The following is a 15,299-nucleotide window of genomic DNA, read 5'->3' as shown; positions in this document are numbered from 1 at the left end:
TCGGCTCCCACATGGGTTTGAGGCGAGCACCCATCGCCGACAGGGTCGGCTCCCACCGGAGCTTTTCCTTTCCGGGCGACATCGGGTGCGCAGGAATTTACGCCGAATTTACGCGGGTCCGTCCGCGCCTTACACCGAAGATATCCGGCGATTTCGATAATTCCGCAGCTCTCCTCACTTGGGTGAACCTGTGGAAATCCTCTATGTCCTACTGATCGTCGTGCTGACCGCGGCGACGATCGGCTTCCTCATGATCTGCGACCGGCTCGGTCGCCGCTGAGGGTGCCGACATGAACGCCTCCTACCTCATTGCCGGCCTGCTGGCCGTCGCCCTCGCGGGCTACCTGCTCGTCGCGTTGCTCAAGCCGGAGTGGTTCGAATGAGCGCGAACGACTGGATTCAGATCGTCGTCTATCTCGCCGTGTTGCTGCTGCTGGTCAAGCCGGTCGGCTCGTACATGGCCCTCGTCTTCGCGGAAAGTCCCAACAAGGTGACGCGTTTCGGTGCACGCATCGAGCGGGTCGTCTATCGCATGGCCGGCGTCGAGCCGGGCGAAGAGATGGGCTGGAAGAAGTATGCGCTCGCGATGCTGCTGTTCAACGTGTTGGGCATGGTTGCCGTCTACGTTCTTCAGCGTGTGCAGCAGTGGTTGCCGCTGAACCCGGAGCATTTCGCGGCGATTACACCGGATTCCGCGATGAACACGGCCGTCAGCTTTGCCAGCAACACGAACTGGCAAGGCTATGGCGGCGAGTCGACCATGAGCTATCTCACCCAGGCGGTGGGCCTGGCGGTGCAGAACTTCCTTTCGGCCGCGACAGGCATCGCCGTGCTCGTCGCCGTCATCCGGGGATTCTCGCGCAGGGGCGTGAAGGTGCTCGGCAACTTCTGGGTCGACCTGACCCGGACCACCCTCTACATCCTGCTTCCCCTTTCGCTGGTCATCAGCCTGCTGCTGGTTTCGCAGGGCGTCGTCCAGAACGTGCGTCCCTACGAACATGCGACGACGGTGCAGGCCACCGCGTATGACGAACCGGTGAAGGACGCCGACGGCAACCCCGTGCTCGATGCAGCCGGTAAACCGGTGGTCAGGCACGTTTCCACGCAGGAGCAGGTGCTCCCGATGGGACCGGCCGCCTCGCAGGTCGCCATCAAGATGCTGGGGACCAACGGTGGCGGCTTCTTCAACGCCAACTCGGCGCACCCGTACGAGAATCCGACGCCGTTCTCCAATTTCATCGAGATGCTGGCGATCTTCCTGATCCCCGCCGGGCTCTGTTACACCTTCGGTGTGATGGTGGGCGACCGTCGCCAGGGCTGGGCCATCCTCGCGACGATGCTGGTGATCTTCGTGCCCTTGACCTTCGGCCTGGTGGCGGCCGAGCAGGCGGGCAATCCGGCGCTGCACGGGCTGGCCATCGATGCGCATGCCTCGGCGCTACAGAGTGGCGGCAACATGGAGGGCAAGGAGACCCGCTTCGGCATCGTCTCGTCCGGGTTGTTCGCCGCGATCACCACGGCCGCATCGTGCGGCGCCGTCAACGCCATGCACGATTCGCTGACCCCGCTGGGCGGCCTCGTGCCGATGTGGCTGATGCAGCTGGGCGAGGTCATCTTCGGCGGCGTGGGTTCCGGCTTGTACGGCATGCTCGCCTTCGCCGTCGTCGCGGTCTTCATCGCCGGCCTGATGGTCGGCCGGACACCGGAGTACCTGGGCAAGAAGATCGAGGCGCACGAGATGAAGATGGCCAGCCTGGCCGTACTCCTGCCTTGCGCCCTGGTGGTGATCTGCACCGCCATCGCCGTGATGACGCCTGCCGGTGTCGCCGGCGTCGCCAACCCGGGCGCACATGGATTCAGCGAGATCCTCTATGCGGTGAGTTCCGCCTCGAACAACAACGGCAGCGCCTTCGGCGGTCTCTCGGCGAATACGCCGTTCTGGAACGTACTGCTGGCCATCTGCATGTACTTCGCACGGTACCCACTGGCGATCGCGATGCTGGCGATGGCCGGATCGCTGGCGGCGAAACGTCACGTGCCCGAATCCGCTGGCACGCTGCCGACGCATACACCGCTGTTCGTGGTGCTGCTCGCGAGCGTCGTCATCGTCGTCGGTGCACTCACCTTCTTTCCGGCACTCGCCCTCGGGCCGATCGCCGAGCAATTGATGTCCGCCACGGGGCACTGATCCATGACTCATCCAACCACGACCCGGCGCGGTCTCGATCGCGCCCTGGTGGCGCGCGCCCTGGGCGACGCCTTCATCAAGCTCTCACCGCGCCTTCAGTTCCGCAATCCGGTGATGTTCGTCGTCTTCGTCTGCAGTGTCCTGACCACGCTCCTGTGGGTGCAGGCACTGGCAGGACACGGTGAAGCCCCCACGGGATTCATCTTCTGGGTGAGCCTGTGGCTCTGGTTCACGCTGCTCTTCGCCAACTTCGCCGAAGCCTTGGCCGAAGGTCGCGGCAAGGCCCAAGCCGACGCATTGCGCGGATCGCGCCGCGACGTGGCCGCGAAGAAGCTGGCCAGGGCCGAACGTGACGCGCCGATCGTCTTCACGCCATCGAGCGAGCTTCGCGCCGGTCATTTCGTCCTCGTGGAAGCGGGCGACATCGTGCCCGGCGACGGCGAGATCGTGGTGGGCGCGGCAAGCGTCGACGAAAGCGCCATCACCGGAGAGTCCGCGCCGGTGATTCGTGAATCGGGTGGCGATCGCAGCGCCGTGACCGGTGGCACGCGGGTGCTGTCCGACTGGGTCGTGATGCGGATCACCAGCAACCCGGGCGAGAGCTTCCTCGACCGCATGATCTCGATGGTGGAAGGCGCATCGCGGCGCAAGACACCGAACGAGATCGCGCTGACGATCTTGCTGGCCAAGTTCACGCTGATCTTTCTGCTCGCGTGCGCCACGCTGTTGCCATATTCCATCTACAGCGTGCAGGCGGCGGGCATCGGCCATCCCATCACGCTGACCGTACTGATCGCCTTGCTGGTCTGCCTGATTCCGACCACCATCGGTGCGTTGCTCTCGGCCATCGGCATCGCCGGCATGGACCGGATGATCCGCGCCAACGTCATCGCGACCTCCGGGCGCGCGGTGGAAGCGGCGGGCGACGTGGACGTGCTCCTGCTCGACAAGACCGGCACGATCACGCTCGGCAACCGCCAGGCCGTCGCCTTCCATGCGGCTCCGGGCATCGAGGAGCGTGAACTGGCCGAGGCCGCCGAACTCGCTTCGCACGCCGACGAGACACCGGAGGGTCGCAGTATCGTGACGCTCGCGGCGAGGCGCTTCGTTGGACGCGAGCGCCGCGCGATCGACGCCCGCGCCGAGTTCGTGCCCTTCACCGCGCAAACCAGGATGAGCGGCGTCGACGTCGGCACCCGGCACATCCGCAAGGGTGCGATGGATGCGGTCGAGCGTTACCTGGAATCGCAGGACAGCCACCTGCCACCACTGGTCAAGCGCATGGCCGAGGATGTCGCCCGTCGTGGCGCGACCCCGCTCATCGTGGTCGACGGATCGCTCACCCTCGGTGTCGTGGAGCTGAAGGACATCGTCAAGGACGGCATCAAGGAGCGCTTCGCCGAGATGCGCAAGATGGGTATCCGCACGGTGATGATCACCGGCGACAATCCGTTGACCGCCGCGGCGATCGCGGCCGAGGCGGGCGTCGACGACTTCCTGGCCGAAGCCACGCCCGAGGCGAAGCTGAAGTACATCCGCGACATGCAGGCGGAGAACCGCCTGGTGGCGATGTGCGGCGACGGCACGAACGATGCGCCGGCCCTGGCCCAGGCGGACGTCGCCGTGGCGATGAACAGCGGCACGCAGGCGGCCAAGGAGGCCGGCAACATGGTCGACCTGGATTCGAACCCGACCAAGTTGATCGAGATCGTGGGCATCGGCAAGCAGATGCTGATCACGCGCGGCTCGCTGACCACATTCTCCATCGCGAACGATATCGCCAAGTACTTCGCGATCATCCCGGCCGCGTTCGCCACGACCTATCCGGCCTTGAATGCGCTCAACGTGATGCACCTGGCCACGCCGCAGAGCGCGATCCTGTCGGCCGTCATCTTCAACGCGCTGATCATCATCTTTCTCATTCCCCTTGCCCTGAAAGGTGTCGCCTACCGCGCGCTGGGCGCCGGCGCGTTGCTGCGCCGCAATCTCCTGGTCTATGGCCTGGGCGGCATCGTGGTTCCGTTCATCGGCATCAAGTTGATCGACATGTTGCTGGTCCTGTTCGGACTGGCCTGAACCGAGGTCGCCATGCATTCCGTAAAGCTCACCGTACTCATCGAAGACACCGACGACCTGGACATGGAAGTCAGGGTCGTGGTGCCCCACGCCGAGCACATCGCAGGCAACGTCACGCCGCTGCCGCCGCGCGCGGTCGCCGTCGCAAACCCTCCCATCGAAGACGACTACGCGCTCGGCGGCTACGCCGGCATCTGATTCGTCACGTCATAGCTAGAGCATTCCCATGAAGATCGTTTCCTTGACCGCCTCGGCGGTTGTCTCCTTCCTCAGCCTGGGTTCGATCGCACAGGCCCAGGACGCCTCGCCGGTGACCGGCAATGTGGCGATGGTTTCCGACTACATGTTTCGCGGCCTGACCCAGACCTGGGGCCACCCTGCCATCCAGGGCGGCGCCGACTACACGAATCCCAACGGATTCGCGGCGGGCACCTGGGCGTCCAGCATCAGCGACAAGAGTTATCCAGGCGGTTCCATGGAGTTGGATCTCTACGCCAGTTTCGGTCGCCCCATCGACGCCGACTGGTCCTGGCGGGTCGGCCTGTACGGCTATGTGTATCCCGGTGCGGATCTCGACGAAGCCGGTCTCCGCTCGCGCTCCTTCAACACGGCCGAAGCCAATGCCGCGCTGACGTGGCGCCAGTTCACCCTGAAGTACAACCGGTCGCTGACGGACTATTTCGCCGCCGACAAGGAACAAGGCTACGACGGCGATACGCGGGGGACGGGATACCTCCAACTGGACGGCACGTTTTCGCTGTCCGATACCTGGTCGTTGGCGCTGCACGCGGGACATACCCATTACACCGCGAAGCTGGCCACGCCGCTCTCCAATGGAGCGCGTGATGCGAGCTATAGCGACTACTCGGCGACGATCAAGTACCAGCTTGCCGCGCACTGGTCCGTGAGCGGTGGGGTTACACACGCCACGGACGATGCGTTCTATCACCGCGTGTCGAGCTTCGTGGACGCCAATGACTCACGCAATGTCGGTGGGACACGCGGCTTCGTCATGTTCCAGGGCACGTTCTAAGAAGGCAGGGTCATGAAAAAACTCATCAGGCAGTGCGTCGTACTCTTCATCGCGATGACGGTGTTTACCGGCATCCTGTATCCGCTGGCGGCCACCGGCCTGGCCCAGGCGATGTTCCACGCCAAGGCCAACGGAAGCCTGGTCGAGAAGGACGGCAAGACGGTCGGCTCGACACTGATCGGCCAGGCGTTCTCCGAGCCCAGGTATTTCTGGGGCCGCCCCTCGGCCACGGCGCCCAACCCGAACAACGGTGCCTCGTCGTCGGGCTCGAACCAGGGCCCGACCAACCCCGCCCTCACCGATGCGGTGAAACAGCGGATCGACGCGCTGAAGCAGGTCGATCCATCGAACGACGCCTCCGTTCCCGTCGATCTGGTCACCGCATCGGGCAGCGGCCTCGATCCCGAAATCAGTCCCGCCGCCGCCGAATACCAGGTCGCCCGCGTAGCCCGCACGCGGAACGTGGACCCAGCGAAGGTTCGGGAACTGGTGGCCGCCAACACCCAGGGCCGCCAATTCGGCGTGCTCGGCGAACCGCGCGTCAACGTGCTGGCGTTGAACCTGGACCTGGATCGCATGGCGCCCTGACGTCGGTCACAGGCATGGGATCGTGATGGGAGCCGTTTTGGTGGGAGCCGACCCTGTCGGCGGTGGGTGCTCGCCGTAATCTGGCCCGCTGCCGCGGGATCGCCGACAAGGTCGGCTCCCACAGGCTCATCGCAGCCGACTTCTCTGTTGTGGGAGCCGACTTCGTCGGCGATGGGTGCTTACCTCAGCCCGGTCGTACACCATCACCAACCGACGCGCGCGAACTCCGACTGTTGCCACCACGCCTGGAACCCGACCCCGCCGATATGCGCATCGTCCTGTGGTACCAGGGTCAGCTCATCGAGGGTGGCGCCGAAGTAAGGGGCCTGCTCGTTGGCGATCACATCGCTTGGTGCCTCGATGTCCGTGACGAAGCGCCGGATGAGTTGCGACATGCGTTCGCGCTCCGGCCCGGCGATCTCGATCGAACCATTGAGCGGTGCATCGACCGCGAGGCGGGCCATCAGCGCCGCGACCTCGTCGGATGCGACAGGTTGGATATAAGCGGGCGGCAGGTAGACCGTCTGGTCGCGCACGGCCGATGTGACGATGGCGACCAGGAATTCGTAGAACTGGGTCGCATGCACGATCGTGAACGGAATCCCGGATTCCCTGATCAGGCGATCCTGTAACGCCTTGCCGCGCAGGTAGTCGCTGCCGAGGGCGGCCAGCCGATGCGTGCCGACGATCGATAGTGAAAGATGGTGCTTCACTCCCGCCCGGGCTTCGGCGTCGAGCAGATGGACGGCAGCGGTCTTGAAGAACTCGAACGCCGCCAGGTCGTCGAAGGTGGGCGAGTTGCTGACATCGATCACGACCTCGGCGCCGGCGAGGCACCGATCGAGACCGGCTCCGGTGATCACGTCCACGCCCGTGGCACGCGAGGCGGCCGTCACGTCATGGCCCTGCGCGCGCAGCCGATCCACGATGTTGCGGCCGACAAGACCTCGCCCACCGACGACGACGATATTCATGCAGGCCTCTCATCGGCGCCGCCAAGCCAGAAGGCGACGTTCCGGACGTACTGGTGGGTGGAGCGCAATGCTTCCGGGAAACGGATCATTCCGTCACCGGGTGCTTCCGACACGAACGAAGGGCTACCGGCGGCGATGTCCCAGTTGTAGTCCGCGAAATGATGGAACGTCGACTGCGCGATGGCCCGGCCACCCTGGTCGGACCGTTCGAACACGACCGCCAGGTTGAATTCCCTATCCGTGGCCTGGCTGCGCCCTTGCAGGATCACCCGGCTGGTCTCGTCCCCTGCAGGAGCGCCGACCGCGCCCTCGTGGGGGTGGGCGGGCAGGTAGCGGATGACACCCTCGTCCGAATGCGGATCGCGCAAGACAGGATGCACGTCGCCTACAGGCCGCACATGCTGGTAATCGCCGTTCGCCCCGGAGTGATAGTTAGGCCACGAGATATAGGTGGTGGCGCGGTCGTCGACGCAGCACCGGCTCGGGTCCGGATCAGGGTTGCGTGTATGGAAGTGGTGCGCCGCGCCTACCCCGGCGAGCGTGCATATCGAGCTGCCGAGGTCCATGTGGTCCCGGGTCACCAGCATGCCACCGCCGCGTCGCCGGAACTGGCTTATCCCGTCGCAGTCGTTGTCGGTAAGACCATCACCGGTATCGACGGCGAAGAGCCATAACTGATGGAAGTCCGATTCGTGGAGCCGCGAGAGGACGGAGTCGGCCTTTCCGAGTGGGTCGCGGTTGCGGGCGGTGACGCGGAAGGCGGGTTGCCCTTCTTCGTCACGAAGGCCCTCCAGGAACGCCTTCAGGTGACTGAAACGCGAGATGTTCCAGTCGTCGGGGTCCCCTTCGATGGTGGTCTGCAACAGTAGGTTCTGCATGGCGGTCTCTTCCTGTGAAGCCGATCCTAGCGCTCTCGCCGGGATCGTATTGGTGTTTCAAGCGAAACATGGTGTGGCGCGGAACGAGCAGCTTACCCGGGGATCTTTGTATCCGTTTGTATCCGTACGCCATGAGATACAGGCCGTTTCAAATCGGCCCTTCCTAGACACCATCGAAGTGGAAACCGCTTCATAGACTGTGGACACGTCGAGGCAAGCAAGCCCAGGCGTCACCATAAAAATCGTGAAGCCCACAGGAGAACGACGATGTCAGCCGCACACGCACACATGTTCCGGAAACCTTCCTTCACCCAGCGCGCGCTCGCTGTCGCCCTCGGCTTCGCCATGCTCGCGCCGACACTCCACGCACAGCCTGCCGCCGCTTTCGACCAAGCCGCGGATGCCACGGCCAAGACAACCAAGGTCGACGAAAGCATCCGTCCGTTCCACGTCCACGTTCCCCAGGAGCAACTCGACGACCTGCGCCGCCGCATCGCGGAAACACGCTGGCCGGACAAGGAACTCGTGAAGGACGATTCGCAGGGCATACAGCTGGCCCGCGTCCAGGAACTGGTCCGCTACTGGGGCACCGGCTATGACTGGCGCAAGGCCGAGGCCCAGCTCAACGCCCTGCCACAGTTCGTTACCACGATCGACGGCGTCGACATCCAGTTCATCCATGTCCGTTCCCGCCACCCCCATGCGCTTCCCGTCATCCTGACCCACGGCTGGCCGGGCTCGCCCTTCGAATTCATCAAGACCATCGGTCCGCTCACCGATCCGACGGCCTATGGCGGCCGTGCGGAAGATGCATTCGACGTGGTCATCCCGGCCATTCCCGGCTACGGCTTCTCCGGTAAGCCCACGGCGCTCGGCTGGGGACCCGATCGCACCGCCCGCGCCTGGGATGTGCTGATGAAGCGGTTGGGCTACACGCACTACGTGTCGCAGGGCGGTGACCATGGTTCGGTGATCTCGGACGCGCTGGCCCGGCAGGCGCCGAAGGGTTTGCTCGCCATCCACCTGAACATGCCCGCGACCGTACCGGGGGACCTTGCCAAAGGCATCAACAGTGGCGACCCGGCACCCGCAGGCCTGGCCCCTGACGAGAAGGAGGCCTATCAGTCGCTGAGCACGTTCTTCGGCCGCAACGCCGCCTACGGCGCCATGATGGTCACGCGCCCGCAGACCATCGGCTATTCGCTTTCCGATTCGCCGGCCGGGTTGGCGGCGTGGATGTACGAAAAATTCGCGCAGTGGAGCGATAGCGACGGCGTGCCCGAGCGTGTGTTGAGCAGGGACGAGATGCTCAACGACATCACGCTGTACTGGCTCACGAACACGGGTGCGTCGTCGTCGCGCTTCTACTGGGAAAACAACAACAACAACTTCAGTTCCGTTACCCAGCGGACCACCGAGATCAAGGTTCCCGTCGCCATCACGGTCTTTCCGCACGAGATCTACCGTGCGCCGAAGAGCTGGAGCGAGAAGGCCTATCCGAGCCTGTATTACTACAACCAGGTGAGCAAGGGCGGGCACTTCGCGGCGTGGGAACAGCCGCAGATCTTCGCCGAAGAACTGCGTGCCGCGTTCAAGTCGGTTCGCTGAGGAAGGGTTGATCGTGTGATCCAGGCGGGAGCCCATGGGCTCCCGCCTGTTATCGCAGTGCCTTTGAGGTCATGCGCAGTGCCACAGATTGGCGGAACAGTCTGTAGGTGATCGCCTACAGAATTTGCCGGTATAGATCTCTAAGATCCTGCTCACTGCGTTGCCTTTGAGAAAGAGACGGATCTGATGATGGAAGTGGAATTCCTCGAAGTTGTTTCGTGTCGGCACGACCTCTCGCTGCACCGAAAAAAAACCAAACCAAGTGCCTTGTCGGAACCCATGAAATGGGTATCCCGCTTGGTATTCGTTGCTGTCGCATCCACGGCGAGCTTAGCTGCGGGACAGGTGTCCACCACTCACTCGCCTCCACCTGCGACCGTCGACCACTTCGTTTCGAATGTTTTGGTGGCACCCGACGCGGAGGTCGGTGGCAAATGGCATGGCAACCTGACAGCGTCGGATGACTCCAGTGCTGCCCAGTGGGCCGAGGAGTTCGATCTTCAGCAGAATTCCGATGGCAGCATTTCAGGAACAAGGCGAACAACGGCCTTGGGAGGTGCCGTACGTTTTGTCTGGTCGGTTACTGGTTCCCTATCAGGGCTGGACCTGGCCCTTAATGATGAAACCCTTCTGAGCCAGGAAGGTACGACGACTCCATGCAAGATCACTATCCGTGGCCAGGTGTCAGCGGACGCATCCACGGTGACGGGGACATGGACCGCGTCGGGCCAGTCCGGATGCGGCGGCGGCGCGATCTACGCGAACCGTTTCGGCGGTGCGACCGCCAAAAGGTTGGGGTCCGGGGTTTCCTGCAACAGCGGGGAAGGCGCCTCGATTCTCGGAGCGGGTAGTGGCGGCGCAGGTGGCGCCAACGCAGACGGATCGTCGTGCGCCGAAAAGATGGGAGCACCCCAGGTTGGCGACCCGATCGACGCATCCACTGGGAATTTCTTCCTGGAAGAGACCGATTTCGACGGCGGCGAATGGCTGACACTTCGCCGCTTTTACAACAGCGGCCCAGGCGTCGCGCCGGCTTCACTTGGGTTCAATTGGCGACATAGCTTCGATCGGTCGCTCAAGATTGTCGGCGAACCTGCGATTGCGATCATCGTGCTTCGGCCAGATGGCGGACAGTCCGAGTTCAAGAAAGTGGGTGACGAGTGGGTCTCCGGAAGCAAGGTCGACGTTCTGAGCGAGGTAACGAACGCAGATGGCTCCCTGGTGGGCTACCGTTTGTTTGTCGGGGGACAGCGACACACGGAAATCTACTCAACCGAGGGAAAGCTGCTTACGGTCGACGGCCAGGATGGTCTCGGCATCACCCTGGCGTATGACCCGAACGGTCTCCTTCAGTCCGTCACCGACAGGCAAGGGCGAGCCATCCGCTTCAGCTACCAGTCGAGCACGGGTTGGCTTACCGGCGTGACGCTTCCGGATGGGTCTTCCATCCGCTATACCTTCGACAGCTCCACGGCGAACTTGCGTTCCATCTACCTCGGTGCCTACCTCTATCGCAGCTATCGATACAACGAAACAGGTGCCGTGGGCTCGACAAGCCTTCCACACGCCGTCACCAGCATCCATGACGCGCGGGATGCCGTCTATGAGCGGGTGACGTATGACGCCCTGGGCCGTGCAACCTCGTCGGGTTATAGCGGTGACGTGGGACGAACGAACATCATCTATAACGCTGATGGCACCTCGGACGTCACGTATCCCCTGGGAAATACGGTCAGGATGTCCTTCCATGTGGCCGACGGCGTATCGCGGGTCGCGGAACTCGATGGCCCATGCGCACCCGACTGCGGGCAGCTCTGGAGATACCGAAAGTACGACAGCGAGGGCCGTCCGTCCGAATTCGAGGATTTCAACGGACAGCGGACCCTATTCACGTACAACGCCTATGCATTGTTGGCGAAGACCACCGAGGCGGTCGGGACGGCCAACGAACGAAGCGTCACCATGGCTTGGGATATCGCGCTGCGAAGGCCGTTGAAACAGACGCTTCGGGATGCGCTCGGCGCCACAATCGCTTCCCAATCGTGGTCGTACGACACGCAAGGCCACGTGACGGCGCGTTGTGACGTGGAACCGGTTCTTTCGGAGTCATATATGTGTTCTCCATCCGGGGTTGCCCCGGATGGTGTCCGACGCTGGACCTATACATACTGCGTTACCGCCGATGCCGAACGTTGTCCCTATGTGGGTGCACTCCTGACGGAGACTTCTCCGGATGGGGGAGTGGAAACCTTCCTGTATTACCTGACGGACGATACCGCATGGCGCCACGGCGACATCAGATCGGTGACCAATGCCGCAGGTCACGTTACGACCTACGCAGCGTACGACGGTGCCGGTAGGCCGAAGCGCATCGTTGATCCGAATGGCGTCATTACCGACTTCATCTACGATAAATGGGGTCATGTCAATTACCGTACTGTCCACGCACAGAAGGACGGCATGTCTTCAAGTGCGGATGCTCGGTCAAGTTTCAGCTTCGATGACAATGGATTGGTTACGCAGGCAGGCGATCCGGATGGCGTCCGGCTGACGTACGGTTACGACGCCGCTCATCGACTGTCCACTATCAAGGATGCCGATGGAAATCATCTCGACGTTGCTTACGATGCAGCCGGAAACACGCTTGCCGCAAAAATTGTCGACCGGCAAGGAGTCGTTCGTCGTTCGGAAAGTCGAACATACGACAATCTTGGCCGGCTTCGCACACGAAACAATGGCGGTGGTCAAACCTATTGGAGCGCATCTGCCAGCGATGCCTATGATGGGCGGAGTAAGCTGACACACGCCGTCGACGCCAACGGGGTTCACCAACGGCGCTATTACGACGCGATCGGGCGATTGGCAAGCGTTGTAGATAACGCCGAAGATGCTATCGGCGCTCGTCGCGCAGAGACCGTATACCAATACGATGCGAGGGATGGCCTGATCGCGACATCCGATCCGAACGGACTCGCGACATTTTTCAGTGCAAACGGCTTCGGTGAGGTGTTGGAATCGTCCAGTCCGGACAGTGGTCTATCGACGGTAACGCGGGACGTCGCGGGAAGGGTGTCGAGTCAGACGGACGCGAGGGGCATTCGGGTCGACTTTGCATACGACGTGCTGGGGCGGCGCACATCCGCATCCTATGTCGACGCAACGGCCAACATCTCTTGGCATTATGACGAACCCGATTCGCTAACGGGTTGCACGGCCTCCCATCCCCTTGGGAGGCTGACCCGCATTGTCGAAGGGTCGGGTTCCACCACCTATTGCTACGACTTCCTCGGAAACGTAGTCAGCAAGACCCACATCACGGGATCGTCAGTCTCCCGCGCGGAGTTCACCTATACACCGGGAAGCAGGCTTGCATCCGTTACCTACCCGGATGGTGCCGTGCTGACCTACAGCCGCGGCTACCTCGGCAACGTCACCTCGGCACAGATAACCAGCGGAGGGGTGAGCCGCAAGGTAGTGTCGAATGTCACCTATCTGCCATTTGGTCCCGTCTCGCAATACACGCTCGGGGAAGGCCAGGTACTAACGCGGCTGTACAACGCTGATTACGATGTCACGGACATCACCAGCAACGCACTTTCGATCCACGTTGCGCGCGATGCCGATGGGAGGGTCGTCGCAAGAGGTGACGCTCCGGGTGCCAATCCCGCATCGGAAACCTATACCTACGATCCCCTAAGGAGATTGACGGCAGTCGTTGGAAGCGAAGGCGGCGCACGATCGACGTATGCCTATGACGCCGCGAGCGACCGTCTATCCAAGACGGGCTATGGGCTGTCCACCGGCGCGTATGGTTACAAGTCTGGCTCCCACTGGCTGACCAGCGTCGCAACGGACAACCGGAGTTACAGTCCTTCGGGCTCCACGACGGGCGCCAGTGTGGCAGGCGAATCGTGGACGTACGAGTACTCGAGTCGAGGCCAGCTTGCGGCCATCAGGCGAGGCAACGAAATTGTCGGGCGTTATACGTACAACGGCCTGGGCGAAAGGATCAGCAAGGAAGTCGATGGAACGACTACTCGCTTCTTCTACAGTCGCGCAGGTCAGGTACTCAGTGAGTCCGCTGGCAGTGATGCCGAAAGCACCGGTCGAGACTATATATGGCTCGATACCTTGCCGATCGGAATCTTGGACGGTACGGCTCTTTCGTTCGTACATGCCGACGAGATGGAGACGCCGCGGGCGGTAACCGACGCCGAATCCAAGCTTCTTTGGTCATGGACGGATAAAGACAACGCCTTCGGCGAACGACCACCTACATCGACAAGCGGCTACACGCTCGACCTCCGCTTCGCGGGCCAGTATTACGACAGGGAGAGCGGGCTTTTCTACAATGTCCACCGCTATTACGACCCAGGTACGGGCAGGTATCTGCAAAGCGATCCATTGGGAATAGCGGGGGGGACGAACGCTTATCTTTATGCGTTGGGCATTCCAGGTGGCGTTGTCGACCCTTTTGGTTTGGAGGGAAAGCCACTCTCGGATTCTCGTTGGGTGGCCTTGTTCAAGTCGATGATGCTTGGAAAAGCCGTGCACTTGTTCATTCAAGAGGATGTCCGAAGGGACGGAAACGTCGCGCAAGTGAGAACTGAATGGCGAACACACAACATCTTCAGTAAGAAGTTTGGTGTGGTCGACCTGATGATGAGGAAATTAGACACTGATGCATGGAGTGTTTTTGAGATTAAGCCGTTAAGCCAGTGGAACTGCGAAGCTCCTGGCAATATCCAGCAATTGAACGATTACGTACGCTCGCTAAATGAAGACGGTGTATCGGCGAAACCGGGACGGTGGGCCGAGTTCTTTCCGGGCGAAAATTTCCGTGTAATAAACATACCTACCGGCTTTACGCTCGGCGGCGTTCGTGTTGATGGAAGTTATATCTACGGAAGCCCTGATGACAACGGTATGATCTACTACCAGACAGGTGATGCTTCTTATCCTATTCATCATTGACGATCCACATTCGCTTGAGCGTATCCAATGAGCCTAAGTTCGACGTTCGACTCTCTACAAAGATACTTATCCGCGGTTGCGGATCTCTGCGATGCAAGCCAGGAGTTCAGTGCGCTATTGGCAGGCAAGGGGCTGAGGTTGGGTGAGGAATACTGGGGCAGGTATCCGGAGGAGGCCAACCAATTCCACTTGGAATGGGTAAAGGAGGGAACGGCTGCGGTGCGCGTCGAGCAGGGCATAGTCGGCTATCGTTCCCCGCTGGTCTCCATCATCATGCAGGAACTCAATCTCAATCGCTCGGTGCTCCGGACCTTTGACAGGCCCGCGGAGATCGAAGCACGTGTGCGGTCTCATCCGGCGCTCGCCAGGTACACCGTAGAAAACGCCAGTCGTGATGGCTCAACCCCCGCGACCGAAGCTCGGCGGAAAATTAGCAATACTGAACTTTATGGCATTGGTGAATCACGCGTACTCGAGGCAATCGGACTGGCGAATCTTCCCAGCGTCGATGCGCTGACCTACGATCATACGTTGAAGGTGTTTGACGAGGCATTCGCACGGTGTGGTTTCAAGAGGTTGCCTCGCAAGGTCAAATGGACCGGTCATTCGCAATCTTGCGTGGCTGCATATGGCGACCCAGCAGGCGCACATCGAGGCCGATTCTTCTTGGCGATCGAAAGTCTTCCTGGATTCTCTGGATATTTTGGCGTCGAGATTTCCATGGGCGTCGCAGGTGGCTTGAGCGAACGTGTTGAGGGAATCGACGTCACGGTGCGGGAGGGCGACCTCAACCGTTGGTTTGGTTCGACGCTGAGAGGGTTTGGCTCGTACACGGCCGCACAACTCAAGCCAGCGTTAGCTACCACGCTGTATGCGTTCACTCTGGTGATCCCGGAGGTCATACGGCGGTTTCATGAAGTGCAGGATCGAGAGTTGATCGATTTGCAGTGGGCAGATGAAGAATCATGAAATATAGACAT

At 61.7% G+C, this 15,299-nt stretch carries 11 protein-coding genes; 9 read left to right on the top strand and 2 right to left on the bottom strand.

Going from position 1 to position 15,299, the window contains the following annotated elements:
- Positions 1-290: 290 nt before the first annotated feature.
- The 6 genes from kdpF to kdpC are packed head-to-tail and all read left to right on the top strand — an operon-like array spanning position 291 to position 5,885.
- Positions 291-383 (top strand): K(+)-transporting ATPase subunit F, encoded by a 93-nt coding sequence (gene kdpF / locus ACN9M2_RS18280; RefSeq protein ID WP_426286032.1) that lies wholly within the window; start codon positions 291-293, stop codon positions 381-383.
- The gene (gene kdpA / locus ACN9M2_RS18275) at positions 380-2,188 is read left to right on the top strand and encodes a potassium-transporting ATPase subunit KdpA (protein WP_426286031.1); all 1,809 of its coding nucleotides are present in this window, start codon (positions 380-382) and stop codon (positions 2,186-2,188) included. Before kdpF ends, kdpA begins: the two co-directional genes overlap by 4 nt.
- 3 nt (positions 2,189-2,191) lie before the next feature.
- Positions 2,192-4,264: a potassium-transporting ATPase subunit KdpB gene (gene kdpB / locus ACN9M2_RS18270; RefSeq protein ID WP_426286030.1), complete on the top strand. Its 2,073-nt coding sequence runs from the start codon at positions 2,192-2,194 to the stop codon at positions 4,262-4,264.
- Between the two features lie 12 nt (positions 4,265-4,276).
- On the top strand, positions 4,277-4,462 hold the full coding sequence (locus ACN9M2_RS18265; RefSeq protein WP_426286029.1) for a hypothetical protein: 186 nt from the start codon (positions 4,277-4,279) through the stop codon (positions 4,460-4,462).
- Between the two features lie 28 nt (positions 4,463-4,490).
- On the top strand, positions 4,491-5,297 hold the full coding sequence (locus tag ACN9M2_RS18260; RefSeq protein WP_426286028.1) for a TorF family putative porin: 807 nt from the start codon (positions 4,491-4,493) through the stop codon (positions 5,295-5,297).
- 12 nt (positions 5,298-5,309) lie between these two features.
- The gene (kdpC, locus tag ACN9M2_RS18255) at positions 5,310-5,885 is read left to right on the top strand and encodes a potassium-transporting ATPase subunit KdpC (RefSeq protein WP_426286027.1); all 576 of its coding nucleotides are present in this window, start codon (positions 5,310-5,312) and stop codon (positions 5,883-5,885) included.
- 203 nt (positions 5,886-6,088) lie between these two features.
- Here kdpC and ACN9M2_RS18250 read toward each other — a convergent pair whose 3' ends face one another.
- Both ACN9M2_RS18250 and ACN9M2_RS18245 read right to left on the bottom strand, forming a co-directional pair.
- The gene (locus tag ACN9M2_RS18250) at positions 6,089-6,859 is read right to left on the bottom strand and encodes an SDR family oxidoreductase (protein ID WP_426286026.1); all 771 of its coding nucleotides are present in this window, start codon (positions 6,857-6,859) and stop codon (positions 6,089-6,091) included.
- Positions 6,856-7,737: a hypothetical protein gene (locus ACN9M2_RS18245; protein ID WP_426286025.1), complete on the bottom strand. Its 882-nt coding sequence runs from the start codon at positions 7,735-7,737 to the stop codon at positions 6,856-6,858. The genes ACN9M2_RS18250 and ACN9M2_RS18245 overlap by 4 nt, the downstream gene beginning before the upstream one ends.
- A gap of 267 nt (positions 7,738-8,004) precedes the next feature.
- Here ACN9M2_RS18245 and ACN9M2_RS18240 point away from each other — a divergent pair, with 267 nt between their 5' ends.
- The 3 genes from ACN9M2_RS18240 (at position 8,005) to ACN9M2_RS18230 (ending at position 15,288) form a co-directional block, all read left to right on the top strand.
- The gene (locus ACN9M2_RS18240; protein WP_426286024.1) at positions 8,005-9,345 is read left to right on the top strand and encodes an epoxide hydrolase family protein; all 1,341 of its coding nucleotides are present in this window, start codon (positions 8,005-8,007) and stop codon (positions 9,343-9,345) included.
- A 186-nt stretch (positions 9,346-9,531) separates the two neighbouring features.
- The gene (locus ACN9M2_RS18235) at positions 9,532-14,319 is read left to right on the top strand and encodes an RHS repeat-associated core domain-containing protein (protein ID WP_426286023.1); all 4,788 of its coding nucleotides are present in this window, start codon (positions 9,532-9,534) and stop codon (positions 14,317-14,319) included.
- A gap of 219 nt (positions 14,320-14,538) precedes the next feature.
- Positions 14,539-15,288, top strand: a complete 750-nt coding sequence (locus tag ACN9M2_RS18230; RefSeq protein WP_426286022.1) for a hypothetical protein — start codon at positions 14,539-14,541, stop codon at positions 15,286-15,288.
- The last annotated feature ends 11 nt before the right edge of the window (positions 15,289-15,299 follow it).

Source organism: Luteibacter sp. E-22 (genome assembly GCF_049913125.1).
Taxonomy (GTDB): domain Bacteria; phylum Pseudomonadota; class Gammaproteobacteria; order Xanthomonadales; family Rhodanobacteraceae; genus Luteibacter.
This window is presented reverse-complemented; position numbering and strand designations above follow the sequence as displayed.

Excerpts from the sequence above, each read along its gene's own strand:
- ACN9M2_RS18250 (WP_426286026.1), bottom strand. The coding sequence starts at position 6,859 with ATGAATATCGTCGTCGTCGGTGGGCGAGGTCTTGTCGGCCGCAACATC.
- ACN9M2_RS18260 (WP_426286028.1), top strand. The coding sequence starts at position 4,491 with ATGAAGATCGTTTCCTTGACCGCCTCGGCGGTTGTCTCCTTCCTCAGC.
- kdpF (WP_426286032.1), top strand. The coding sequence starts at position 291 with ATGAACGCCTCCTACCTCATTGCCGGCCTGCTGGCCGTCGCCCTCGCG.
- kdpA (WP_426286031.1), top strand. The coding sequence starts at position 380 with ATGAGCGCGAACGACTGGATTCAGATCGTCGTCTATCTCGCCGTGTTG.
- ACN9M2_RS18235 (WP_426286023.1), top strand. The coding sequence starts at position 9,532 with ATGATGGAAGTGGAATTCCTCGAAGTTGTTTCGTGTCGGCACGACCTC.
- ACN9M2_RS18245 (WP_426286025.1), bottom strand. The coding sequence starts at position 7,737 with ATGCAGAACCTACTGTTGCAGACCACCATCGAAGGGGACCCCGACGAC.
- ACN9M2_RS18265 (WP_426286029.1), top strand. The coding sequence starts at position 4,277 with ATGCATTCCGTAAAGCTCACCGTACTCATCGAAGACACCGACGACCTG.
- kdpB (WP_426286030.1), top strand. The coding sequence starts at position 2,192 with ATGACTCATCCAACCACGACCCGGCGCGGTCTCGATCGCGCCCTGGTG.
- ACN9M2_RS18240 (WP_426286024.1), top strand. The coding sequence starts at position 8,005 with ATGTCAGCCGCACACGCACACATGTTCCGGAAACCTTCCTTCACCCAG.
- kdpC (WP_426286027.1), top strand. The coding sequence starts at position 5,310 with ATGAAAAAACTCATCAGGCAGTGCGTCGTACTCTTCATCGCGATGACG.